General features: G+C 65.5%; 17 protein-coding genes, 1 tRNA gene and 1 pseudogene. 10 read left to right on the top strand and 9 right to left on the bottom strand.

Annotated features, from left to right (window positions below):
• The first annotated feature begins 39 nt into the window (after positions 1–39).
• From OH686_RS14655 to OH686_RS14645, 3 genes are all read left to right on the top strand, one after another.
• Positions 40–1,311, top strand: coding sequence for a YeaH/YhbH family protein (locus OH686_RS14655; protein WP_289533540.1), 1,272 nt, complete (start codon positions 40–42; stop codon positions 1,309–1,311).
• A 10-nt stretch (positions 1,312–1,321) separates the two neighbouring features.
• Complete coding sequence (locus OH686_RS14650) at positions 1,322–2,887, top strand: SpoVR family protein (RefSeq protein WP_137974811.1); 1,566 nt, start codon at positions 1,322–1,324, stop codon at positions 2,885–2,887.
• A 75-nt stretch (positions 2,888–2,962) separates the two neighbouring features.
• Positions 2,963–4,192 (top strand): multifunctional CCA addition/repair protein, encoded by a 1,230-nt coding sequence (locus OH686_RS14645; protein ID WP_289533538.1) that lies wholly within the window; start codon positions 2,963–2,965, stop codon positions 4,190–4,192.
• Here the strand turns inward: OH686_RS14645 and folK are convergent.
• Together folK and folB are read right to left on the bottom strand one after the other, a co-directional pair.
• The gene (folK, locus tag OH686_RS14640) at positions 4,189–4,722 is read right to left on the bottom strand and encodes a 2-amino-4-hydroxy-6-hydroxymethyldihydropteridine diphosphokinase (protein ID WP_289533537.1); all 534 of its coding nucleotides are present in this window, start codon (positions 4,720–4,722) and stop codon (positions 4,189–4,191) included. The two genes, OH686_RS14645 and folK, sit on opposite strands and share 4 nt — an antisense overlap.
• Positions 4,719–5,072, bottom strand: coding sequence for a dihydroneopterin aldolase (gene folB, locus OH686_RS14635; protein ID WP_289533535.1), 354 nt, complete (start codon positions 5,070–5,072; stop codon positions 4,719–4,721). The genes folK and folB overlap by 4 nt, the downstream gene beginning before the upstream one ends.
• Positions 5,073–5,147: 75 nt before the next feature.
• Between folB and plsY the strand changes: the two genes are divergently transcribed.
• The gene (gene plsY, locus OH686_RS14630; protein WP_289533533.1) at positions 5,148–5,717 is read left to right on the top strand and encodes a glycerol-3-phosphate 1-O-acyltransferase PlsY; all 570 of its coding nucleotides are present in this window, start codon (positions 5,148–5,150) and stop codon (positions 5,715–5,717) included.
• 170 nt (positions 5,718–5,887) lie between these two features.
• Here the strand turns inward: plsY and tsaD are convergent, their stop codons facing one another.
• Positions 5,888–6,913, bottom strand: coding sequence for a tRNA (adenosine(37)-N6)-threonylcarbamoyltransferase complex transferase subunit TsaD (gene tsaD / locus OH686_RS14625; RefSeq protein WP_289533531.1), 1,026 nt, complete (start codon positions 6,911–6,913; stop codon positions 5,888–5,890).
• Between the two features lie 205 nt (positions 6,914–7,118).
• Between tsaD and rpsU the strand changes: the two genes are divergently transcribed.
• The 5 genes from rpsU (at position 7,119) to OH686_RS14600 (ending at position 15,336) form a co-directional block, all read left to right on the top strand.
• Positions 7,119–7,334 carry a 30S ribosomal protein S21 gene (rpsU, locus tag OH686_RS14620; protein ID WP_021702507.1) on the top strand — a complete coding sequence of 72 codons (216 nt, stop codon included), beginning with the start codon at positions 7,119–7,121 and terminating at the stop codon, positions 7,332–7,334.
• A 170-nt stretch (positions 7,335–7,504) separates the two neighbouring features.
• On the top strand, positions 7,505–9,499 hold the full coding sequence (gene dnaG, locus OH686_RS14615; protein WP_289533526.1) for a DNA primase: 1,995 nt from the start codon (positions 7,505–7,507) through the stop codon (positions 9,497–9,499).
• A 67-nt stretch (positions 9,500–9,566) separates the two neighbouring features.
• The gene (rpoD, locus tag OH686_RS14610) at positions 9,567–11,411 is read left to right on the top strand and encodes an RNA polymerase sigma factor RpoD (RefSeq protein WP_137974804.1); all 1,845 of its coding nucleotides are present in this window, start codon (positions 9,567–9,569) and stop codon (positions 11,409–11,411) included.
• A gap of 96 nt (positions 11,412–11,507) precedes the next feature.
• Positions 11,508–15,242 (top strand): bifunctional diguanylate cyclase/phosphodiesterase, encoded by a 3,735-nt coding sequence (locus OH686_RS14605; protein WP_289533525.1) that lies wholly within the window; start codon positions 11,508–11,510, stop codon positions 15,240–15,242.
• Between the two features lie 17 nt (positions 15,243–15,259).
• A tRNA-Ile gene (locus tag OH686_RS14600) sits at positions 15,260–15,336 on the top strand.
• 43 nt (positions 15,337–15,379) lie between these two features.
• On the opposite strand, the gene OH686_RS14595 is transcribed toward OH686_RS14600, so the two are convergent.
• The 4 genes from OH686_RS14595 to OH686_RS14580 all read right to left on the bottom strand — a co-directional run bounded on the left by OH686_RS14595 (position 15,380) and on the right by OH686_RS14580 (position 19,441).
• Positions 15,380–15,538 carry a YqaE/Pmp3 family membrane protein gene (locus OH686_RS14595; RefSeq protein ID WP_074679695.1) on the bottom strand — a complete coding sequence of 53 codons (159 nt, stop codon included), beginning with the start codon at positions 15,536–15,538 and terminating at the stop codon, positions 15,380–15,382.
• A gap of 83 nt (positions 15,539–15,621) precedes the next feature.
• A complete protein-coding gene (locus tag OH686_RS14590; protein WP_289533523.1) occupies positions 15,622–15,855 on the bottom strand; it encodes a DUF1145 domain-containing protein in 234 nt (77 codons plus the stop codon).
• Between the two features lie 11 nt (positions 15,856–15,866).
• The gene (locus tag OH686_RS14585; protein ID WP_289533520.1) at positions 15,867–17,582 is read right to left on the bottom strand and encodes a sulfatase family protein; all 1,716 of its coding nucleotides are present in this window, start codon (positions 17,580–17,582) and stop codon (positions 15,867–15,869) included.
• A gap of 71 nt (positions 17,583–17,653) precedes the next feature.
• Positions 17,654–19,441 carry an alkyl/aryl-sulfatase gene (locus tag OH686_RS14580; RefSeq protein WP_289533518.1) on the bottom strand — a complete coding sequence of 596 codons (1,788 nt, stop codon included), beginning with the start codon at positions 19,439–19,441 and terminating at the stop codon, positions 17,654–17,656.
• 101 nt (positions 19,442–19,542) lie between these two features.
• Between OH686_RS14580 and OH686_RS14575 the strand changes: the two genes are divergently transcribed.
• Positions 19,543–20,460, top strand: coding sequence for a LysR family transcriptional regulator (locus OH686_RS14575; protein ID WP_289533516.1), 918 nt, complete (start codon positions 19,543–19,545; stop codon positions 20,458–20,460).
• 12 nt (positions 20,461–20,472) lie between these two features.
• On the opposite strand, the pseudogene speB reads toward OH686_RS14575, so the two are convergent.
• Both speB and OH686_RS14565 read right to left on the bottom strand, forming a co-directional pair.
• Positions 20,473–21,427, bottom strand: a pseudogene (gene speB, locus OH686_RS14570) (agmatinase).
• Between the two features lie 59 nt (positions 21,428–21,486).
• Positions 21,487–22,560: a polyamine ABC transporter substrate-binding protein gene (locus tag OH686_RS14565; protein WP_289533514.1), complete on the bottom strand. Its 1,074-nt coding sequence runs from the start codon at positions 22,558–22,560 to the stop codon at positions 21,487–21,489.
• Positions 22,561–22,608: the final 48 nt, after the last annotated feature.

Raw genomic sequence — 22,608 nt, 5'->3', positions numbered from 1 at the left:
CTGCCGTGCGCCCCTGGGAGCACGCGCTAAGGAGACGTCATGAGCTACGTGATCGACCGGCGCCTGAACGGCAAGAACAAGAGCACGGTGAACCGCCAGCGCTTCCTGCGGCGTTACCGTGAACACATCAAGAAGGCCGTCGAGGAGGCGGTCAGCCGGCGCTCCATCACCGACATGGAGCACGGCGAGCAGATCAGCATTCCCGGCCGCGACATCGACGAGCCGGTGCTGCACCACGGTCGCGGCGGTCGGCAGAACGTCGTGCACCCGGGCAACAAGGAGTTCAGCGCCGGCGACCATGTGCCGCGTCCCTCCGGCGGAGGGGGTGGACGCGGGCCGGGCAAGGTGAGCAACTCCGGCGAAGGCATGGACGAGTTCGTGTTCCAGATCACCCAGGAGGAATTCCTCGATTTCATGTTCGAGGACCTGGAGCTGCCCAACCTGATCAAGCGCCACCTGACCGGCACCGACACCTTCAAGACGGTGCGCGCCGGCATCAGCAACGAGGGCAATCCCTCGCGCATCAATATCGTCCGCACCCTGCGCTCGGCCCATGCCCGGCGCATCGCCCTGTCCGGCTCCAGCCGCGGCAAGCTGCGCGAGGCCAAGGTCGAGCTGGAGCGCCTCAGGCGCGAGGAGCCGGACAACTTCGGCGACATCCAGGAAATCGAGGCGGAGATCGAGCGCCTCAGCGCGCGCATCCACCGCATCCCCTTCCTCGACACCTTCGACCTCAAGTACAACCTGCTGGTCAAGCAGCCCAACCCCAGCTCCAAGGCAGTGATGTTCTGCCTGATGGACGTGTCCGGCTCCATGACCCAGGCCACCAAGGACATCGCCAAGCGCTTCTTCATCCTCCTGTACCTGTTCCTCAAGCGGAACTACGAGCGCATCGAAGTGGTGTTCATCCGCCATCACACCAGCGCGAAAGAGGTGGATGAGGAGGAATTCTTCTATTCACGGGAAACCGGCGGCACCATCGTATCCAGCGCCCTCAAGCTGATGCAGGAAATCATGGTCGAGCGCTACCCGACCAACGAGTGGAACATCTACGGCGCCCAGGCTTCGGATGGGGACAACTGGAACGACGACTCGCCAGTGTGCCGCGACATCCTGATCAACCAGATCATGCCGTTCATGCAGTACTTCACCTACGTCGAGATCACCCCGCGCGAACACCAGGCGCTGTGGTACGAGTACGAACAGGTCAGCGAGACCTTCGCCAATTCGTTCGCCCAGCAGCAGCTGGTTTCCGCCGCAGACATCTACCCGGTGTTCCGCGAGCTGTTCCAGCGCCGCATGGTCACCTGAGGGCCGCCCCATGAGCGCAGCCGAGAAAAGACGCCAGCCGCTGTCCACCGGCTCGGAATGGACCTTCGAGCTGATCCGCGCCTACGACCGCGAGATCGCGCGCATCGCCGAGCGCTATGCGCTGGACACCTACCCCAACCAGATCGAGGTGATCACCGCCGAGCAGATGATGGATGCCTACGCCTCCGTCGGCATGCCGCTGGGCTACCACCACTGGTCCTACGGCAAGCACTTCTTGGCCACCGAGAAGGGCTACTCGCGCGGGCAGATGGGCCTGGCCTACGAGATCGTGATCAATTCCGATCCGTGCATCGCCTATCTGATGGAAGAGAACACCATGTGCATGCAGACACTGGTGATCGCCCACGCCTGCTACGGCCACAACAGCTTCTTCAAGGGCAACTACCTGTTCCGCACCTGGACCGACGCCAGCTCGATCATCGATTATCTGGTGTTCGCCAAGCAGTACATCATGCAGTGCGAGGAGCGCCACGGCATCGACGCGGTGGAGGAACTGCTCGACTCCTGCCACGCCCTGATGAACTACGGCGTGGACCGCTACAAGCGCCCCTACCCGATCTCCGCCGAAGAAGAACGGCGCCGGCAGAAGGACCGCGAAGAGCACCTGCAGAAGCAGATCAACGACCTCTGGCGCACCATTCCCAAGAGCTCGCGCAAGGGCCACGACCACGACAGCAAGCGCTGGCCGGATGAGCCGCAGGAGAACATCCTGTACTTCCTCGAGAAGCATGCGCCGCTGCTGGAGCCCTGGCAGCGCGAGGTGGTGCGCATCGTGCGCAAGATCGCCCAGTACTTCTACCCGCAGCGCCAGACCCAGGTGATGAACGAGGGCTGGGCCACCTTCTGGCACTACACCCTGATGAACGACCTGTACGACGAGGGCCTGGTCACCGAAGGCTTCATGATGGAGTTCCTGCAGTCGCACACCGGGGTGATCTACCAGCCCGGCTTCGACAGCCCCTACTACAGCGGCATCAACCCCTACACCCTAGGCTTCGCCATCTACTGCGACATCCGCCGCATCTGCGAAAAGCCCACCGAGGAGGACAAACGCTGGTTCCCGGACATCGCCGGCAGCGACTGGCTGTCCACCCTCAAGTTCGCCATGGCCAACTTCAAGGACGAGAGCTTCATCCTGCAGTTCCTCTCGCCCAAGGTGATCCGCGACCTCAAGCTGTTCAGCGTGCTCGACGACGACCAGCAGGAAGACCTGCTGATCCCGGCCATCCACGACGAGCCAGGCTACCGGCAGATCCGCGAGACCCTCGCCGCCCAGTACAACCTGGGCAACCGCGAGCCCAATGTGCAGATCTTCAGCGTCGACCGTCGCGGCGACCGCTCGCTGACCCTGCGCCACCAGCAACACGACCGCAAACCCCTGGGCGACTCCACCCAGGAGGTGCTCAAGCACCTGCACCGCCTGTGGGGCTTCGACATCCACCTGGAGAGCATGCGCGGCGATCAGGTGGTCGGCGTGCAGCACGTTCCCCCCAGGGGCGAATCGAGCGACGACAACGAATACCCGCGCCTGGACCTGGTGATCCCGCCCATCTGACTCCTTTGAGCGCAGGAGACGAGGAAGCGCCAGCCGGCGCTTTCGCTTATCCTCCGCCGCAACGGAGGAATCGACATGCAGATCTACAAGGTTGGCGGCGCCGTGCGCGACCGCCTGCTCGGCCGCGACGTCAGCGACATCGACTGGGTGGTGGTGGGCGCCACCGCCGAGGCCATGCAGGCCCAGGGCTTTCGCCCTGTGGGTGCCGACTTTCCGGTGTTCCTCCACCCACAGACCGGCGAGGAGTACGCCCTCGCCCGCACCGAGCGCAAATCCGGCCAGGGCTATGGCGGTTTCACCTTCCACGCCAGCCCGGACGTCACCCTCGAAGAAGACCTGACCCGCCGCGACCTGACCATCAATGCCATGGCCGAGGACGATGACGGCCAGGTGATCGACCCCTACGGCGGCCTGCAGGATCTCGAAGATCGCCTGCTGCGCCACGTCTCCCCGGCCTTCGCCGAAGACCCGCTGCGGGTGCTGCGCGTCGCGCGCTTCGCCGCTCGCTATGCGCCACTGGGCTTTCGCGTGGCCGACGAGACCCTGGCGCTGATGCGCCAGCTGGCCGAATCCGGTGAGCTCAAGACGCTGACGCCCGAGCGCAGCTGGAAGGAAATCTCCCGCGCATTGATGGAGCCGCGGCCGGACGTGTTCATCCAGGTGCTGCGCGACTGCGGCGCCCTGGCCGAGCTGCTGCTGGAGGTCGACGCGCTGTTCGGCGTGCCGCAGCCGGAGGCGCATCACCCGGAAGTGGATACCGGCGTGCACTGCCTGATGGTGCTGCAGCAATGCGCCCAGCACGAACAGCCGCTGACCGTGCGCTGGGCCTGCCTGCTGCATGACCTGGGTAAGGGCAGTACGCCGCCAGAGGAATGGCCGCGACATATCGCCCACGAGCATCGCGGGCTCAAGCTGATCGACGCGGTGAACCGGCGCTGCAAGGTGCCCAAGGACTGCGCCGAGCTGGCCCTGCTGGTCGGCGAATATCACACCCACGGCCACCGCGCCCTGGAGCTGCGCGCCACTACCCTGCTGGAACTGCTGCAGAGCTTCGATGTGTATCGCCGGCCGCAACGCTTCGAGGAGTTCCTCGCCGCCTGCGAGATGGACGCCCGCGGCCGCCTGGGCCTGGAGCAGCGCGACTATCCGCAATCCGCCTACCTGCGCGGCGCCATGCAGGCCGCCCGCGCGGTGGCGGTGCAGCCGCTGGTGGAACGAGGGTTCAAGGGTGCGGAGCTGGGCGAGGCGCTCAAGGGCGAACGCCTGAAGGCGCTCAAGGCCTACAAGGCCGGAGCCGGCGCTTAAATCGGCGCGGGATTGGCCTGAATCAACGCGGTCGGGGTCAGCTCGGCGCCGCGCCACCGGAAAGACACCGGCCATAGCTGCTGGTCGATCTGCGCCTCGCGCCACAGCTCGGAGAAGGATCGGCCGGTACCCGGATGAATCTCCTGCGGTGCCAGCAGGGCCAGCGGCCAGAGCACGAAGGCGTTCTTCAGGATCTCCGCCCGCGGCAATATCAGGCCGTCGAAGTTGCCCGCCAGGCCGTCGTACAGCAGCACGTCGATGTCCAACGGCAGGCCCTTGCGCTCGGGCGCATAGCGGCCGTTGTCGGCCTCGATGAACTTGAGCCGGCGATCCAGCTCGTGCAGCGGCAAGTCGGTGTTCGCGCTGACCACCAGGTTGTAGAAGTTGCCGCTCTTGATCCCCACCGGACGACTCTCGAACACCGGCGAGCAGCGCAGCTCGCCGAGCAGCTCGCTCAGGGCATCGAGCCCGGCCGTGAGCAGGCGCTCGCGATCGATGTTGCTGCCGAGCCCCAGAAAGACTTGAGTCATGCGCGGCTACGCTCGATTTCCACGCCCACCGCCCGGGCGGCCGGATTGGCGCCGGGCTTGGTCACCTTGAGGCGCAGCCAGGGCGCGCCGAACTGCGCCAATAGGCTCTCGGCCAGGCGCTCGGCGAAGGTCTCCACCAGTTCGAACTGGGCGGTAGCGGCGAACACCTGCACATGCTGGTGAACCGCGGCGTAGTCGAGGGCCTTGCTCAGGTCGTCGGTGGCGGCGGCCGGGCGAATATCCCAGGCGAACGTCAGGTCCAGCAGCAGGCATTGGCGAATGCCGCGCTCCCAGTCGTAGGCCCCGATCAGGGTGTCGACTTCCAGACCTTCGATGAAAACCTTGTCCAAACCTCGTCTCCGCTGCACGACAAGACCCTTGTCCCGCCGCTAGAATCGGGGCTCCCTCGCCCCGGAATGGATACCATGCTCTGGCTGCTGGCACTGCTCGCCTATCTGCTCGGCTCGCTGTCCTTCGCCATCCTGCTCAGCCACCTGAGCGGCGGGCCGGACCCGCGCGCCAGCGGCTCGGGCAACCCCGGCGCCACCAACATGCTGCGAGTGGCCGGCAAGAAACTGGCCGTGCTGACCCTGCTCGGCGATCTGCTCAAGGGCCTGCTGCCGGTACTGGTCGCCTACCTGCTCGGCCTCGACATCCAGCAACAGGCCTGGATCGGCCTGGCCGCCGTGGTCGGCCACCTCTACCCGCTGTACTTCCGCTTCCAGGGCGGCAAGGGTGTCGCCACCGCCGCCGGCATGCTGCTCGGTCTATATCCGCCGGCCGCCCTGCTGGCCCTCGCCGCCTGGGCGCTGACCTTCTATCTCACCCGCACCAGCTCGCTGGCCTCGCTGATCGCCACGCCGCTGACCCTGCCCCTGCTGGCCTGGCAGCAACCGGCGGCGCTGCTGCCGATGTGCGTGCTGACCGGGCTGATCGTCTGGCGCCATCGCGGCAATCTACGCGACCTCATGGCCGGACGCGAACGGCATTTCTAAGAGCCCGCTCCGGTACTGGCTGCGCGACGGCTGAACTGCGTTAAAAGCCGCCCGGGACGCGGCGTCTCGAAATGCTCATTTACCCACGTAAACTGCGCTTCGCCGGCGACTTTTGCCTTGTTCCGCTCTAGCTCGCCAGCACCGAAGCAGACTCTTGCTAATTTATCGGCTCATATGGCCGGCAGCTGCTCCATCGGCCAGCGTGCCTGCACCTTGATCTCCGGTCCCTCGTGCTGGCCGGCCAGCAGGCGCTGGCAGCCGGCGTAGGCGATCATCGCGCCATTGTCGGTGCAGAAGCGCGGGCGGGCGTAGAACACCTTGCCCTTGAGTCCGGCCAGCATGTTTTCCAGGGACTTGCGCAGGGCCTGGTTGGCACTCACGCCGCCGGCGATCACCAGGCTGTTCAGCCCGGTCTGCTTGAGCGCGCGCTTGCACTTGATGGTCAGCGTATCGACCACCGCCTCCTGGAACGCCAGAGACACATCGGCGCGGGTCTGCTCGCTGGCATCGCCGGCGTCGCGGCACTGCTGCCAGGTGTTGAGGGTGAAGGTCTTCAGGCCACTGAAGCTGAAGTCCAGGCCGGGCCGGTCGGTCATCGGCCGCGGGAAGGTGAAACGCCCCGGCGTGCCGCTTTCCGCCAGGCGGGCGATTTCCGGACCGCCCGGATAATTCAGCCCCATCAACTTGGCGGTCTTGTCGAAGGCCTCGCCGGCGGCATCGTCCACCGATTCGCCGAGCAGCTGATAGCGACCTATGCCGTCGACTCGCACCAGCTGGGTATGGCCACCGGAGACGAGCAAGGCGACGAACGGAAAGGCCGGAGGCTGCTCTTCCAGCATCGGCGCCAGCAGATGACCTTCCATATGGTGCACACCCACCGCCGGAATGCCCCAGGCGAACGCCAGGGCCTGGGCACAGGAGGCGCCCACCAGCAGCGCCCCGACCAGACCGGGGCCGGAGGTATAGGCGATGGCCTCGATCTGCGTGGCCTTGACGCCTGCCTCGCCCAGCACCTGGCGAATCAGCGGCAGCATGCGTTTGACGTGGTCACGCGAGGCCAGCTCCGGCACCACGCCACCGTAGACGCGATGCAGGTCGATCTGGCTGAACAGCGCATCGGCCAGCAGGCCGCGCTCGCTGTCGTAGAGGGCGACGCCGGTCTCGTCGCAGGAGGTTTCCAGTCCCAGCACTAGCATGGGTTCGAACCTTCAAAAAACTGGGCTAAATAAGGAGGCGCGCATGATAATCGCCGCACCCGGCACCGGCCAGCGCTTTTCGATCAGAGGCTTTGCATTCCACAGCGCGAGGCGTTAATATCCGCAACCCTTGAAAACCGACGTATTCCCGTGCCCTAGCCGGATCGCGTCGTCCATTCGGTAAAACAGTGAAGGTACGACCTGGATGCCAGCCGTCAAAGTTAAAGAGAACGAACCCTTCGACGTAGCTCTGCGTCGTTTCAAGCGCTCCTGCGAGAAGGCCGGTGTTCTGGCCGAAGTTCGTAGCCGCGAGTTCTACGAGAAGCCCACCACCGAGCGTAAGCGCAAAGCCGCTGCCGCTGTTAAGCGCCATGCCAAGAAAGTGCAGCGCGAGCAGCGTCGCCGCGAGCGCCTGTACTGAGTTATCAGTCGCACCGCTAAGGCTTCCGCAATGCCCGGCTTATGCCGGGCTTTGCATTTTCAGGCTGCAGCTCGCCTCAAGCTCCATCGACTCCGCTTCGCCGACCGGCGAATGACCGGAGTTTTTTTCGTTTATGCTCCCGCCTTCGGCAACCGCACGCTGACGACTCCATGGCCGGCCTGATTCCGCAATCTTTCATCGATGACCTGCTCAACCGCACCGACATTGTCGAGGTGGTGAGCTCGCGCATCCAGCTGAAGAAGACCGGCAAGAATTACACGGCCTGCTGCCCGTTCCACAAGGAGAAGACCCCTTCCTTCAGCGTCAGCCCGGACAAGCAATTCTACTACTGCTTCGGCTGCGGCGCCGGCGGCAACGCCCTCGGCTTCGTCATGGACCACGACAGCCTGGACTTCCTCCAGGCCGTCGAGGATCTTGCCAAACGCGCCGGCATGGATATCCCGCGCGAGGAAGGCGGTCGCGGCCGCACGCCGCGCCAGCCCACCGATTCGCCGCTCTACCCGCTACTCACCGCCGCCGCCGACTACTACCGCCAGGCCCTGAAGAGCCATCCGACACGCAAGTCGGCGGTGGAATACCTCAAGGGCCGCGGCCTGACCGGCGAGATCGCCCGCGACTTCGGCCTCGGCTTCGCCCCGCCAGGCTGGGACAACCTGCTCAAGCACCTGGGCGGCGACAGCCTGCAGCAGAAGGCGATGATCGACGCCGGCCTGCTGATCGAGAACGCCGAGAGCGGCAAGCGCTACGACCGCTTCCGCGATCGGGTGATGTTCCCCATCCGCGACAGCCGAGGGCGCATCATCGCCTTCGGCGGCCGCGTACTCGGCGACGACAAGCCGAAATACCTGAACTCCCCGGAGACCCCGGTATTCCACAAGGGCCAGGAACTCTATGGCCTGTACGAGGCGCGCAAGAGCAATCGCGACCTCGACGAGGTCATGGTGGTCGAGGGCTACATGGACGTCATCGCCCTGGCCCAGCAAGGCCTGCGCAACGCGGTGGCGACCCTCGGCACGGCGACCAGCGAGGAGCATCTCAAGCGCCTGTTCCGCCTGGTGCCCAGCGTGCTGTTCTGCTTCGACGGCGACGGTGCCGGACGCAAGGCCGCCTGGCGCGCCCTGGAAGCCACCCTGCCGAACCTGCAGGACGGCCGCCGCGCGCGCTTCCTGTTCCTGCCCGAGGGCGAAGACCCGGACACCCTGGTACGCAGCGAAGGTGCTGACGCCTTCCGCGCGCGCATCAACCAGCACGCCCAACCGCTGGCCGACTACTTCTTCCAGCAGCTGTCCGAGGAAGCCGATCCGCGCTCACTGGAAGGCAAGGCGCACCTGGTCACCCTGGCCGCACCGCTGATCGACAAGATCCCCGGCAACCACCTGCGCGCCCTGATGCGCCAGCGCCTCTCCGAGATCACCGGCCTCTCCGGCGAGATGCTCAGCCAGGTCGCCCAGAGCGCGCCGCCCGCCCCTGCGACAGCTGCCAGCAGCCACGAGCCGCCGGCGGACTACGGAAATTACTACGACGCCCAGCCGGAATATGGCGACATCGCCGACTACGCCAACCATATCGAGCCACCGGCTGAGGCCTACGAGCAGAAGAAGCCCTGGCAGAAAGGCGAGGGCAAGACCTGGAAGAAGGACGGCGAATGGAAAAAGGGTGGCGACTGGAAGAAAGGCTCGCGCGACAACGCCCCACCGCGCAAACCGGTGCACGTGGAGACGCCGACCCTGACCGCCCTGCGCACCCTGCTGCACCATCCGCAGCTGGCCCAGAAGGTCGAGGATGTCAGCCACTTCGCCCACGAAGACGATACCTATGCCCAGCTGCTGGTAGCCCTGGTCGGCACCCTGCAGAAAAGCCCCAAGCTGCGTTCGCTGCAGCTGATCGCCCGCTGGCACGGCACCGAACAGGGCCGTCTGCTGCGCGCCCTGGCGGAAAAGGAGTGGCTGATTTCGGCGGACAACCTTGAACAACAGTTTTTCGACACTATAACTAGCCTTGTAGGCCGCCAACGTGAGCGCAGCCTGGAACAACTGCTCCGCAAGGCCCGTCAAAGTGAACTAAGCGCAGAGGAAAAAGAGCAGCTGCGCGACCTGCTCAGCCGCAGTGCATCTCCCGTCTCCCCGACCTCAGCTGGCGCGTGAGGTCAATGCTCGGCTATAATGCTCAGCTTATTTTCAGCCCGCCAAGACCTTCAGTGGATAGGGTGCTATGTCCGGAAAAGCGCAACAGCAGTCTCGTTTGAAAGAGTTGATCAGCCGTGGTCGTGAGCAGGGTTACCTGACTTACGCGGAGGTCAACGACCACCTGCCGGAGGATATTTCCGATCCGGAACAGGTGGAAGACATCATCCGCATGATCAACGACATGGGGATCAACGTATTCGAGAGCGCCCCGGATGCGGATGCCCTGTTGCTGGCCGAAGCCGACACCGACGAAGCCGCCGCTGAAGAAGCCGCCGCAGCGCTGGCCGCGGTAGAGACCGACATCGGCCGCACCACCGACCCGGTGCGCATGTACATGCGCGAAATGGGCACCGTGGAGCTGCTGACTCGCGAAGGCGAGATCGAGATCGCCAAGCGCATCGAGGAAGGCATCCGTGAAGTCATGGGCGCCATCTCCCTGTTCCCGGGCACCGTCGACAGCATCCTCGCCGAATACCAGCGCGTCACCACCGAAGGCGGCCGTCTCTCCGACGTGCTCAGCGGCTACATCGACCCGGATGACGGCAACCTGCCGGCCGAGGAAGTCGAGCCCGAGCTGAAGGAAGCCACTGCCGAGGCAAAGGACGACGAAGACGAGGAAGAAGAAGGCGACAGCGATTCCGACGACGAAGGCGATGGTGGTCCGGACCCGGAAGAAGCCGCCCGTCGTTTCGGCGCCGTTGCCGAGCAGCTGGAGAAGACCCGCAAGGCTCTGAAGAAGCACGGCCGTGGCAGCAAGCAGGCGGAGAAGGAGCAGGCGCTCCTGGCCGAGCTGTTCATGCCGATCAAGCTGGTGCCCAAGCAGTTCGACGCCCTGGTCGAGCGCGTACGTGGTTCGCTGGACCAGGTCCGCAGCCAGGAACGCGCCATCATGCAGCTGTGCGTGCGTGACGCCCGCATGCCGCGTGCCGATTTCCTCAAGCTGTTCCCTGGCAACGAAGTCGCCACCGACTGGGCCGCCGGCCTGGCCAAGGGCAAGGCCAAGTACGCCGAAGCAATCGGCAACCTGCAGGCCGATATCCAGCGCTGCCAGGAGAAGATGGTTGCCATCGAGGCCGACGCCGGCCTGGTGATCGCCGAGATCAAGGACATCAACCGCCGCATGTCCATCGGCGAAGCGAAAGCTCGCCGGGCGAAGAAAGAGATGGTCGAGGCCAACCTGCGCCTGGTGATCTCCATCGCCAAGAAGTACACCAACCGCGGCCTGCAGTTCCTCGACCTGATCCAGGAAGGCAACATCGGCCTGATGAAGGCGGTGGACAAGTTCGAATACCGTCGCGGCTACAAGTTCTCGACCTACGCCACCTGGTGGATCCGTCAGGCCATCACTCGCTCGATCGCCGACCAGGCGCGCACCATCCGTATCCCGGTGCACATGATCGAGACGATCAACAAGCTCAACCGCATCTCCCGCCAGATGCTGCAGGAGATGGGCCGCGAGCCGACTCCGGAAGAGCTTGGCGAGCGCATGGAGATGCCCGAGGACAAGATCCGCAAGGTCCTGAAGATCGCCAAAGAGCCGATCTCCATGGAGACGCCGATCGGCGACGACGAAGACTCGCACCTGGGCGACTTCATCGAGGACTCCACCATGCAGTCGCCGATCGAGGTAGCTACCGTGGAAAGCCTCAAGGAAGCCACTCGCGAAGTCCTGGCCGGGCTCACCGCCCGCGAAGCCAAGGTCCTGCGCATGCGCTTCGGCATCGACATGAACACCGACCACACCCTCGAGGAAGTCGGCAAGCAGTTCGATGTCACCCGTGAGCGTATCCGTCAGATCGAGGCCAAGGCGCTGCGCAAGTTGCGCCACCCGACCCGCAGCGAACACCTGCGCTCGTTCCTCGACGAGTGATGACTGAAACCCCGGCGAATGCCGGGGTTTTTGTTTATGCCGGCAGACACGCCCAGCTACACTGAAACCATCTACCGCGTTTCCGGAACCGCCCGCATGTCGCGTCCGCTGGCCATTCTCCTGTCGTGTCTGGCGTTCTGGGCGTTGCCGGCGGCCGCCCTGACCCTCAGCCCGGAGGAACAGGCCTGGCTGACCGAGCATCCGCAACTGCGCCTGGGCATCGACGCCTCCTGGCCGCCCTTCGAGTTCCGCGACGAACAGGGCCGTTACAGCGGCCTCAGCGCCAGCTATGTCGAACTGATCGAAGAGCGCCTAAAGATTCGCGTACTGCCGGTGGAGCCGCGCAGCTGGAGCGAAGTGCTGGTCGGCGCCAAGAGTGGTGAGCTGGACCTGCTACCCGGCATCATGTCCACCCCCGAACGCCAGCGCGACCTGGTCTTCACCCGCCCCTACCTCGACTTCCCCATCGTCATCCTGGCCCATAGCAGCGGCCCGCAGCCACGCCGGCTCGATCAGCTGTATGGCCTGAAGATCGCCGTGGTGCAGGACTATGCGCCGCACGAACTGCTGCGCAGTCGCCATCCTGACCTCAACCTGCTGCCGCTGCCCAGCGTCAACGCCGCCCTGCAGGCGCTGGCCACCGGCCAGGCCGATGCGATGATCGGCGACCTCGCCTCCAGCGTCTGGAGCCTGCGCCAGCTCAAGCTGGAAGGCCTGCTGGTGAGCGGCGAGACACCCTATCGCTACCAGCTGGCCATGGCCGCGCCGCACGGCCACAGCCCACTGATCGGCATCCTCGACAAGCTCTTCGCCGAACTCACGCCAGAAGAAATCGCCGCCCTGCAGGAGCCCTGGGTCGGCGGCGTGCTGGACGAGCGCGACGCCTGGCAGCGCACCCTTCTGCTGTATGGCGTGCCGGCGCTGCTGCTGGCCCTGCTGGTGCTGGCCATGGTGCTGCGCATCAACCGGCGCCTGCGTCAGGAAATGCGCGGGCGCAAGGAGCTGGAAGAGCGCCTGCGCGACAGCGAACAGCATTACCGTGGCCTGGTCGAGAGCCTCAACGCCGTGGCCTGGCAGATGCGCATGGAGGACCTGCGCTTCACCTACGTCTCGCCACATGCCGAGAAGCTGCTCGGCCATCCCCTGGCGGAGTGGCTGGAGCCCGGCTTCTGGCAACGCGCTCTGCACCCGGACGATGCAGCCCGGGCCAAGCAGTACTGCCTGACAGAAAGCCAGGCGGGCCGCGACCACAGCCTGGACTACCGGATGCTGGCGGCCGACGGCAGTACCGTGTGGATTCGCGACATAGTCACCCTGATCCCCAACAGCGACGGCACGCTACTGCGCGGGCTGATGATCGATATCAGCGAGGGCAAGCGGACCGAGCAGGCGCAGCGCCTGTCGGAAGAAAAATTCGAGCTGGTGTTCCACAACTGCCCGGACATCCTGGTCATCGCCCGACGCCTGGATGGCGTGCTGCTGACGGTCAACCGCACGTTCGAACAGGAGTTGGGCATCAGCGCCCAGGAAGCCATTGGCAAGACTGCCACCGAGCTGGATATCTGGGGCCTGCCCAGCATCGGCCCGGTGCTGCTCGACCGCCTGCAGCAAAGGATCCTGAACAATATCGAGATGCCCTTCCGCCGCCGCAGCGGCGAGCAGTTCACCGGCCTGATCTCCGCCCAGCACATCGAGATGGACGGCCAGCCGGCGCTGGTAATCGCGGTACGCGACATCACCGAGGTGAAACGCACCCAGCAGCAGTTGCAGCTATCCGAAGAGAAATTCGCCAAGGCCTTCCATGCCTCGCCGGACGGCCTGCTGATCACCCGCGTGCGTGACGGCATGATCCTCGAGGCCAACGACGGCTTCTTCCGCATCACCGGCCACGACAGCCACCAGGCGGTGGGTCATACCACCCTGGAGATCGGCCTGTGGGCCGACCCGCAGGACCGCGACAGCATGATCGAGCAGATCCGCGCCAATGGCTCGATCAACGATTTCCGCGCCTGGATCAACACCAGCAACGGCCAGCGTCGCCTGGGCGATCTGGCCGTGCAGCCGATCATGATCGAGGGCGAGCCGTGCATGCTGATCATCGCCCGCGACATCACTGAGCGTGAACAGATGCAGGAGCGCCTGCACCAGGCCGCCACCGTATTCGAGAGCACGGCCGAGGGCGTGATGATCACCGACCTCGATCAGCGCATCACCGCCGTCAATCGTGCCTTCACCACCATCACCGGTTACAGCGAAGCCGAAGCCCTGGGCCAGAGCCCGCGCCTGCTGGCCTCGGGCAGACACGACAGCGCCTTCTACGCCGCCATGTGGCACCAGCTGGCCGCCGAGGGCCACTGGCAGGGCGAAATCTGGAACCGGCGCAAGGACGGCGAGCTGTTCCCCGAGTGGCTGACCATCAGCGCGGTGCGTGACCAGAGCGGGCTGATCACCCACTTCGTCGGCGTGTTCGCCGATATCAGCTCGCTCAAGCACGCCCAGGCCCGCCTGGATTATCAGGCCCACCACGATCCGCTCACCGGCCTGCCCAACCGCATGCTGTTCGAGAGCCGCCTGGACAACGCGCTGAACGACGCGCGCACCGACCACAGCCGTGGAGCCGTGCTGTTCCTCGACCTCGACCGCTTCAAGCACATCAACGACAGCCTCGGCCATCCGGTCGGCGACCTGCTGCTCAAGAGCATCGCCCAGCGCCTGCGCGAGCAGCTGCGCGACGTCGACACGGTAGCCCGCCTGGGCGGCGACGAGTTCATCGTGCTGCTGCCCGGCCTGCACCAGCCACGCGACGCCGAGCGGGTCGCCACCAAGCTGCTGACCTGCTTCAACGCGCCATTCCAGGCCGACGGCCACGAGTTCTTCATCAGCTCCAGCATCGGCATCAGCCTGTTCCCCGAGGACGGCAACGACGTCGCCACCCTGGTGAAGAACGCCGACGCGGCCATGTACAGCTCCAAGGCCAAGGGTCGCAACCGCATCGAGTTCTACACCCGCAACCTGACCTTCCAGGCCACCGAACGCATGACTCTGGAGCTGGAGCTGCGCCGCGCCATCGAGCGTGACGAGCTGAGCCTGCACTACCAGCCCAAGCTGTGCCTGCACAGCGGGCAACTGGTCGGCGCCGAGGCGCTGATCCGCTGGAACCACCCGGTGTTCGGCGAGATTCCACCGGACCGCTTCATCCCGCTGGCCGAAGACAACGGCATGATCCTCCAGCTCGGCGACTGGGTGCTGCAGGAAGCCTGCCGGCAGATGCGCGAATGGCAGGACAGTCATGCGCCCTTCGGCCCGCTGTCGGTCAACCTGTCCGGCAGCCAGCTGCGCCAGACGCAACTGGTCGAGCGCATCGCCGGCACCCTCAGCGACTTCGGCCTGGCCGCCACCAGCCTGCAACTGGAGATCACCGAGAGCTTCATCATGACCCAGGCCGAGGAGGCGCTGCTGATCCTGCATGAGCTGAAGAAGCTCGGCTTGCAGCTGGCCATCGACGACTTCGGCACCGGCTACTCCTCGCTCAGCTACCTCAAGCGCCTGCCGCTGGACATCCTGAAGATCGACAAGTCCTTCGTCCGCGGCCTGCCCGGCGACCCGGACGATGCCGCCATCACCCGCGCCATCATCGCCCTGGGTCGCAGCCTGCAGATGACGGTGATCGCCGAGGGCGTGGAGACCAAGGCCCAGGAGCTCTTCCTCACCAGCGAAGGCTGCGAGCAGATCCAGGGCTACGTGATCAGCCGGCCGCTCTCCGCCGAGTCCTTCGCCGCGAATTTCCTCGGCCCATTGCCGATTGGCAGCGCGGAAAAGGCGCCGGTATAATCCGCCGCTCCTTCTGAGGGCCTATAGCTCAGTCGGTTAGAGCAGAGGACTCATAATCCTTTGGTCCACGGTTCGAGTCCGTGTGGGCCCACCAAATGAAAAGCCGCGCAATTGCGCGGCTTTTTCGTTTCTGCCCTTCAGCGTTTGGCGATGATGTACACCGCGTGCACGATGCCCGGGATGTAGCCGAGCAGGGTGAGCAGGATGTTCAGCCAGAAGGCTCCGCCGAAGCCGACCTGGAGGAATACGCCCAGTGGCGGCAGCAGGATGGCGATGAGGATACGGACGAGGTCCATGCGCTACTCCTTGGGGTCCATGGCGGCGATGCGCCGCACTAGCACAGACCCCAGCACGCGCAGCACGGTTCAGGCTGATTCGCTCAGGCGCTCAAGCCGCGTACGTGCAGCACGCCGAACAGCAGCACCTGCAGACGATCCCGCCAGGGCTGGGCCTGGCGTTGCAGGCGGCCGTGCAACAGGATGATTTCCAGTACGTGCACCAGCAGCATCAGCGCCGCGGCCCAGGTCATGTAGGGGCCGGCAAAGGGGTGTAGCAGGTTAACCAGCGCCAGCAGCCAGAACACGGCCACTGCGCCTTTGGCTATTTTCAGCATGGATGACTCCTTCAGCTGTAGAGAAAGGTCGGGCCCGGGTGTTCGCGGCCGTCGTCGACACCGACTTCCAGAGCCAGCAGTTCGTTGAGCCGGCCGCTCAGACGCTCGATCAGGGCGCGTTGCGCCTGCGGGTCGGCGGCCAGGTTGTGCAATTCTTCCGGATCGGCCTGGGTGTCGTACAGCTCCAGGTCGTTGCGCGCCAGCAGGTCGTCGAAACTGGCCGGGATGTGGTGATCCTCGGCGGCGAAGTAGCGGGCGAATTTGTAGCGCCCGTCGTGGATGCCGCGGAACAGTGCGCGATTCTTCATCGACGGGCCGAGCTGCATCTGCGCCAGCGACTCCTGGATGAACGCCCAGGGCGTGACCTGATCATGGTCGCGCATCACCGCCTCGGTGAATTCCGGGTCCAGGTACATGACCACACCGTAGTCGTATAGGTGGCCGCGCTCGTCGCGCACGGAGCGCCTGCTCGCCCCGCCGATGCTTTCGGCCAGGCTGACGCCGGCCAGCTGCGGATAGAGTTCGGCCTGCCCCGCCGCATCCAGCCCGGCCAGTTCCAGCACGGTCGGCACGATGTCGACGGTGGAGCCCAGCGCCTGGCTGGTGAAGCCCTGCTGGATGTCCGGGTGACGCACGATGAAGTTGACTCGGGTGTTCTCCTTGTACATGTGCGGGCCCTTCTGCCGTAGCTGGTGGGCGCCGGCCATCTCGCCGTGGTCGGCGGTGAGGATGACGATGGTGTCGTCGGCCAGGCCGCTGCTCTCCAGCGCCAGCAGCACCTGCTCGATGGAATGGTCGACGTCGCGCACGCAGTTCAGGTAGTAGCTCTGCAGGCCCTGCCAGGCCTGCTCGTCCTTGGGGTCGAGGTGGCCGTAGATGTTGTTGCACAGCTCCACGTCGGCGCGCTGGGCCCAGGGTTTGCGGCTCAGGTCCTCGGAGTAGAAGCTCTTCGGCAGTGGCAGGTCCCAGTGTTTCTCGTACAGCCCGGTGCTCGGCCCAGGCGAGATCGGCCCGAGGAAGTTGCGCCGCAGGCGGCTCTGCTCCTGCCTGATCCCCGAGCTGTAGAACATGATGTCGTGCGGGTTGACGAAGTTGACCGCGAGGAACCACGGCTGCTCGTCGCTGCGGTGCTGCTGCAGCCAAGCCACCGAGTCGCTGGCGGTGACCTTGTCGTAGATGAAGCCGGTCATCAGCGAGCCATGCGGGTCGCCGTTCAGGTTGTAGTCGGCGAAGCCGTACGGCAGCAGCGCATCGGTGCTCGGCTGCACCACGCCATAGGTGAGGTTGCTTGATTGCTCGATGTGCGACAGGTGCCACTTGCCCTTGTAGGCGGTCAGGTAACCCTGCTCGCGCAGCATATGGCCGAGAGTCGGTAGCTCGGGCGACAGCTCGCGAAACGGCGGCAGGCCGACGTTGGCGGTGATCAGGGTCTTCTGCGTGTGCTGGCCGGTGAACAGCACCGAGCGCGACGGCGAACAGGGCGTGGTGTTGACGTGGAAATTGCCCAGGCTCGCCGCGCGCCGCAGCAGGCGCTCGTGGCCGGGCAGCGGCACGGCGCTGGGCAGGTCCTGATGGGCGCGCTGCTGGTCGGTGACGATCAGCAGGATGTTCGGCTTGCGCCCGGTGGGCCGCGCCAGCGCCGGGGCGGCCTGCTGCCCGAGCAGCGGAGCGGCCAGGCCGGCGGCGGACAACGCGGCCGCCTTCTTCAACAGTTCGCGACGCTGCATGACGCTACTCCTCCAGACGCGGGATGGTCTGCCGGCGAACCGGCAGCGACATATGGCGGATGACCGGATGCTCAGCGCACGGTCAGGGCGATGGGGGCATCCTCGAAGTCGAAGCAGCCGAGGAAGGTCTTGATGTCGAGCAGGTTGCCGTCGACCTTCACATCACCCAGCAGGGCGCCCTTGAGCAGACCGTTCTCGCCGCTGATCACGGTATCCAGGTAGGTCTTGTCCAGGGTCAACTTGAGCGTGGTGCCGGCCGGGATGCCCTTGTGCAATTCGACCACGCCGCGGCGTACTTCCAGGGCCCACTCCTCGCCGATATCGGGGAAGACGAAGCCGAGAGTCAGGTTCACGTCGGCGCTTTTCTCCGGATCGATGCGGGTCACCCAGTTCTGCAGGAAGATGCGCGCCGGCAGATTCTTCAGCATGTCCGCCGAGAGGAAGGCGCCACGGATGCGCTGGCCCATTTCCTCGGCGCCGCCGTTGTCGAACTTGCCTTCCAGCTCCATGGCGCTCATCAGGTACCAGTTGCGCCAGTTGATGTTCATGCTGGCGTAGCCCAGCTTGCGGAAGCTGCGCGCCTTGATGTCGCGCGCCAGCGTGTCGCCGTGATCGACGCGGATCGAGTAGCTGGCCAGCTCGGCGGCCCACTGGTAGTCGCCGTTGAGGTAGGCGTCGCCGGCGGCCAGCAGCACCTTGTCGCGGCCGCCCATCAGCTCGATCAGGCGCTTGGCTTTTTCCACCGGCGGGATCGGGTCGAGGTCCACCGGGTCACCCTGGAACCAGCCCAGGTAGCCGTTGTAGATCTGCCGCACGCTGTGCTTCACCGTGCCGTAGTACTCGCGCAGGTAGGGCGTGTAGCCGGCCAGGTGCGGCGGCAGCTGGACCTTCTCGACCAGCTCGTCGGGGGTCAGGCCCTTGTTCATCCAGCGCACGGTCTGGTCGTGGATATAGGCAATGGCGTCGCGGGTCATGCGCAGCACTTCCTCGACCTTGTCCTTGCCACTCACCGGCTGGCCGTGGAGTGGCACCATGTACTCGGCCTGGAAGGCGCGCAGGGCATCGAGGCTCTTCACCCACACCACCGGGTCGCGGAATTTGGTGCCGCGCAGGGTATGCACGTTGGGCAGGGTCGGGCCCTGGGTGACTTCGGCGCTGATCAGCACGCGGTTGTTTGGCAGGAACAGGACGATCTCGTCCGGCGCCTCGCTGGGCGCATGAAGGAACTGCACCGGCAGGCCGGCGATGGTGGTGTCGAGCTTGTCCTTGAAGGTGATGGTCGGCGCGATGAAGGTCGACTGGCCCTCATGGGCCAGCGGGCCGAGGCCGGCGTTCATGTCTTTCTTGTCGGCATCCGAAAGGGCGGCGCCGAAGCTATAGCCGGAGCGCATGCCGAGGATCGGGCCAACCAGTGCGCCCTGGGTCACCACGTTTTCCAGCAGGGTTTCCTGAGCGTAGATCTGCACCTCGCCGCTCTTCACCTGCTCCTCGCTGACAAAGCCCTTCACGCCGTTGATATGGTCGGGGTGGAAGTGGGTGTAGACGATGGCCTTGATCGGCTTGCTGCTGATCTTGCGGAACTCGGCGAGCACCTTGCGCGACTGCTCGGCCGACTCGCCGGTGTCGACGATGATCAGCCCCTCGGGCGCCTCGATCATTACGCTGTTGGCCAGGTTCCAACCCACCGCCGACCAGACGTTGTCGGCGATCGGGTAGACCTTCTCGCTGAAGTGCTTGGTGTGCTCGGCCAGCTCGGCATTGATCGAGGGTTCGATCTTCCCGGCGGGCAGTTCGGCATTGGCAGTGAACGGCAGGGCAGCAGCCAGCAGCAGGCCACTGAAGTGGGACAGGGTGCGCATCGGCGACCTCGTATATTTAGGGCTATCGAGTCTTGGCAGACTGCCGAGGCGGCCTCAATAATTCCAATGCATTTCAAATCAAGCATTGATGCAGGCCGCGCATGAACGATCTTCGCCAGCTCCGCCACTTCGTCGCCCTCGCTGACCACGGCCATTTCGCCCGCGCCGCCGAGGCCGTGCATCTCAGCCAGCCGGCGCTGAGCCGCAGCATTCAGGCATTGGAAAGCAGCCTCGGCTGCTGCCTGGTGGACCGCCACAGCCGTGGCATCAGCCTGACCGCCCATGGCGAGCTGGTGCTGGAGCATGCGCGCCGCCTGCTGGCCGGCAGCCAGGCGCTGAGCAATGCGGTGAGCCAGTTGGGCAACCTGGGCAGCGGCGAGGTACGCCTGGGCGCCGGCCCCTACCCGGCGGCGCGCCTGGTGCCACAGGCCATGGGCGCCTTCGCCGAACGCTTCCCGCGGGTGCGCCTGCAGCTGACCATCGACAGCTGGCAGCAGCTGCGCACGCGCCTGCTGGACAACCAGATCGAGCTGTTCGTCGCCGATATCCGCGAGTTTCAGGGCGATGCGCGCCTGCAGATCGAGGCGCTGCGCCCGCACCCCGCCGTGCTGTTCTGCCACCCACAGCATCCGCTGCTGGCGCGCCCGCGGCTGAGGGTGAAAGACCTGCTGGACTACCCGCTGGCCGGCACCCAGCTGCCGCAGGAAGTGGCCAGCGCGCTACAGAGCCTGAGCGGTAGGGAGGCCAGCCCGCTGAGCGTCGAGTGCGACAACTTCATGGTGCTCAAGGAGCTGGTCTCGGCCAGTCATGTGCTGAGCATGTCGCCCTGGGACGTGATCGCCCAGGACGTGGCGGCCGGGCGCCTGGCCGTGCTGCCGCTGCACACCGGCATGCCGGCGCAGCGCTCCGCCTACGGCATCGTCAGCCGCGCCGGCCACAGCCTGTCGCCCGGTGCGGCCGAGCTGCAACGGGTAATCCTCGCGCAGGACGACGCCAGCCATATCCCGCCGCTGATATAGCGCCAGGCCGCGTCAGAGCTTATGCCGCGCGGCGTACAGGCAAACCATCTCCATCGCCAGAGCGGCGCCGGCCAGGGCGGTGATTTCCGAGTTGTCGTAGGGCGGCGCCACTTCGACCACATCCATGCCGACCAAGTTGATGCCGCGCAGGCCACGGAGGATTTCCAGGGCCTGGTGGCTGGAGAGCCCGCCGCACACTGGAGTGCCGGTGCCGGGAGCGAAGGCCGGGTCGAGGCAGTCGATGTCGAAGGTCAGGTACACCGGGTTGTCGCCGACGCGGGCGCGGATCAGCTCGGCGATCTGTTCCGGCGTGCTGCGGTTGACCTGTCGCGCATCCAGCACCTGGAAGCCCATCACGTCATCGTTGGTGGTGCGCAGGCCAACCTGCACCGAGCGCGCCGAGTCGACCAGGCCGTCCTTGGCGGCGTGGTAGAACATAGTGCCGTGGTCGATGCGCGCGCCCTCCTCGTCCGGCCAGGTATCGCTGTGCGCGTCGAAGTGGATCAGCGACAGGGTGCCGTGCTTCTTCGCATGGGCCTTGAGCAGCGGGTAGCTGATGAAGTGGTCGCCACCCCAGGGTGAGCATGGCACAGCCGGCGTCGAGGATCTTGTCGGCGTGCGCCTCGATGGCCGCCGGGGTGTCCTGCGGCGTGCCGTGGTCGAAATAGCAGTCGCCGTAGTCGATGCAGGCCAGCAGGTCGAAGGGGTCGAACTCCCAAGGGAAGTGCCGGGCCCAGGCCGATTGAATCGACGCGGCGCGAATGGCGCGCGGGCCGAAGCGGCTACCCGGGCGATTGGTGGTGGCGGTGTCGAACGGCACGCCGCTGACCACCAGATCCACACCGCGCAGGTCGCGGGTATAGCGACGGCGCATGAAGCTGGTGATGCCGGCGTAGGTCGGCTCGGCCGCGGTGCCGTAGAGGCTGTCGCGGGTCATCGCCTGATCGTTGTCGAAGGCTTGTTCCATGTTCGGATGCTCGATATCTGCAGAACGGGCCACTCAGTGCCGGAGTGGCCATACGGCAATCAGTACTGGGTGCGGAACGCCGTCCACAGGCGGGTGCGCTGGCGCATCTCGCGCAGCGGCAGGCTCTGCTCGGCGAATAACCTGGCGCGCATGTCTGCCGCCGGGTAGATGTCCGGGTCGCCACTCACCGCCTCGTCCAGCAGCGGCGTGGCCGCGCGGTTGGCGTTGGCGAAGTACAGCGAGTTGGTCAGCTCGGCGATGGCCTCGGGCTTGAGCATGTAGTCGATGAAGGCGCGCGCGGCCTCTGGGTGCGGCGCATCCACCGGGATGGCCAGGGTGTCGAACCAGATCAGCGTGCCTTCCCTGGGAATCCGGTAGACCACCGTGAACGGCTGCTTGGCTTCGAGGGCACGAGCGGTGGCCATGCCGGCGTCGCCGGTGTAGGTCAGCGCCAGGCACACCTCGCCCTTGGCCAGGTCATCTATCTGCCGGCTCTGGCCGACGTAGCGCAGGTTCGGCTGCAGTTGCGCGAGCAACGCCTTGGCCGCCTCGCGATCAGCCTCGGCGGTGCTGTAGGGGTCCTTGCCCAGATAGTTGAGGACCACAGCGATCACCTCCTGCGGCGAGTCGAGCACGCTGATGCCGCAGTCCTTGAGCTTGCTGGCGTACTCGGGCTTGAACAGCAGATCGAGACTGTCCAGCGCCACGCCGGGCAGGCGCTGTTCCACCGCTTCCTTGTTGATGCCCAGACCGATGGTGCCCCAGGTGTAGGGCACGCCGTAGGCGTTGCCGGGGTCGACGCCGGCCAGCTTGGCCAGCAGCTCGGGATCGAGATTGCCCTTGCCGGCCAGCTCGCCCACCGGCTGCAGCGCCTTGGCGCCGATGGTGCGGGCCAGCACGTTGGACGACGGCACCACCACGTCGTAACCGCTGCCGCCGGTGAGCAGCTTGCTCTCCAGCACCTCGGTGCTGTCGAAGGTGTCGTACTTAACCTTGATCCCGGTCTCGGCCTGGAAGCGCTGCAGCGCCTCCACCGGTACGTAATCGGCCCAGTTGTAGAGGTTTAGGACTTTTTCCTCGGCCTGCAGCGGCAGGGCGAAGGCGAATACAAGCAAGCTGGCGACAAGGCGCATGAGCGGATTCCTCGGCAGATTCGGTAGCCCGTGCCCCTCTGCTGGGGC

This window comes from Pseudomonas sp. SO81 (genome assembly GCF_030374125.1).
Classification (GTDB): Bacteria; Pseudomonadota; Gammaproteobacteria; order Pseudomonadales; family Pseudomonadaceae; genus Aquipseudomonas.
Note: the sequence above shows the minus strand (reverse complement) of the source record. Positions and strands in the feature narration are given on the sequence as shown.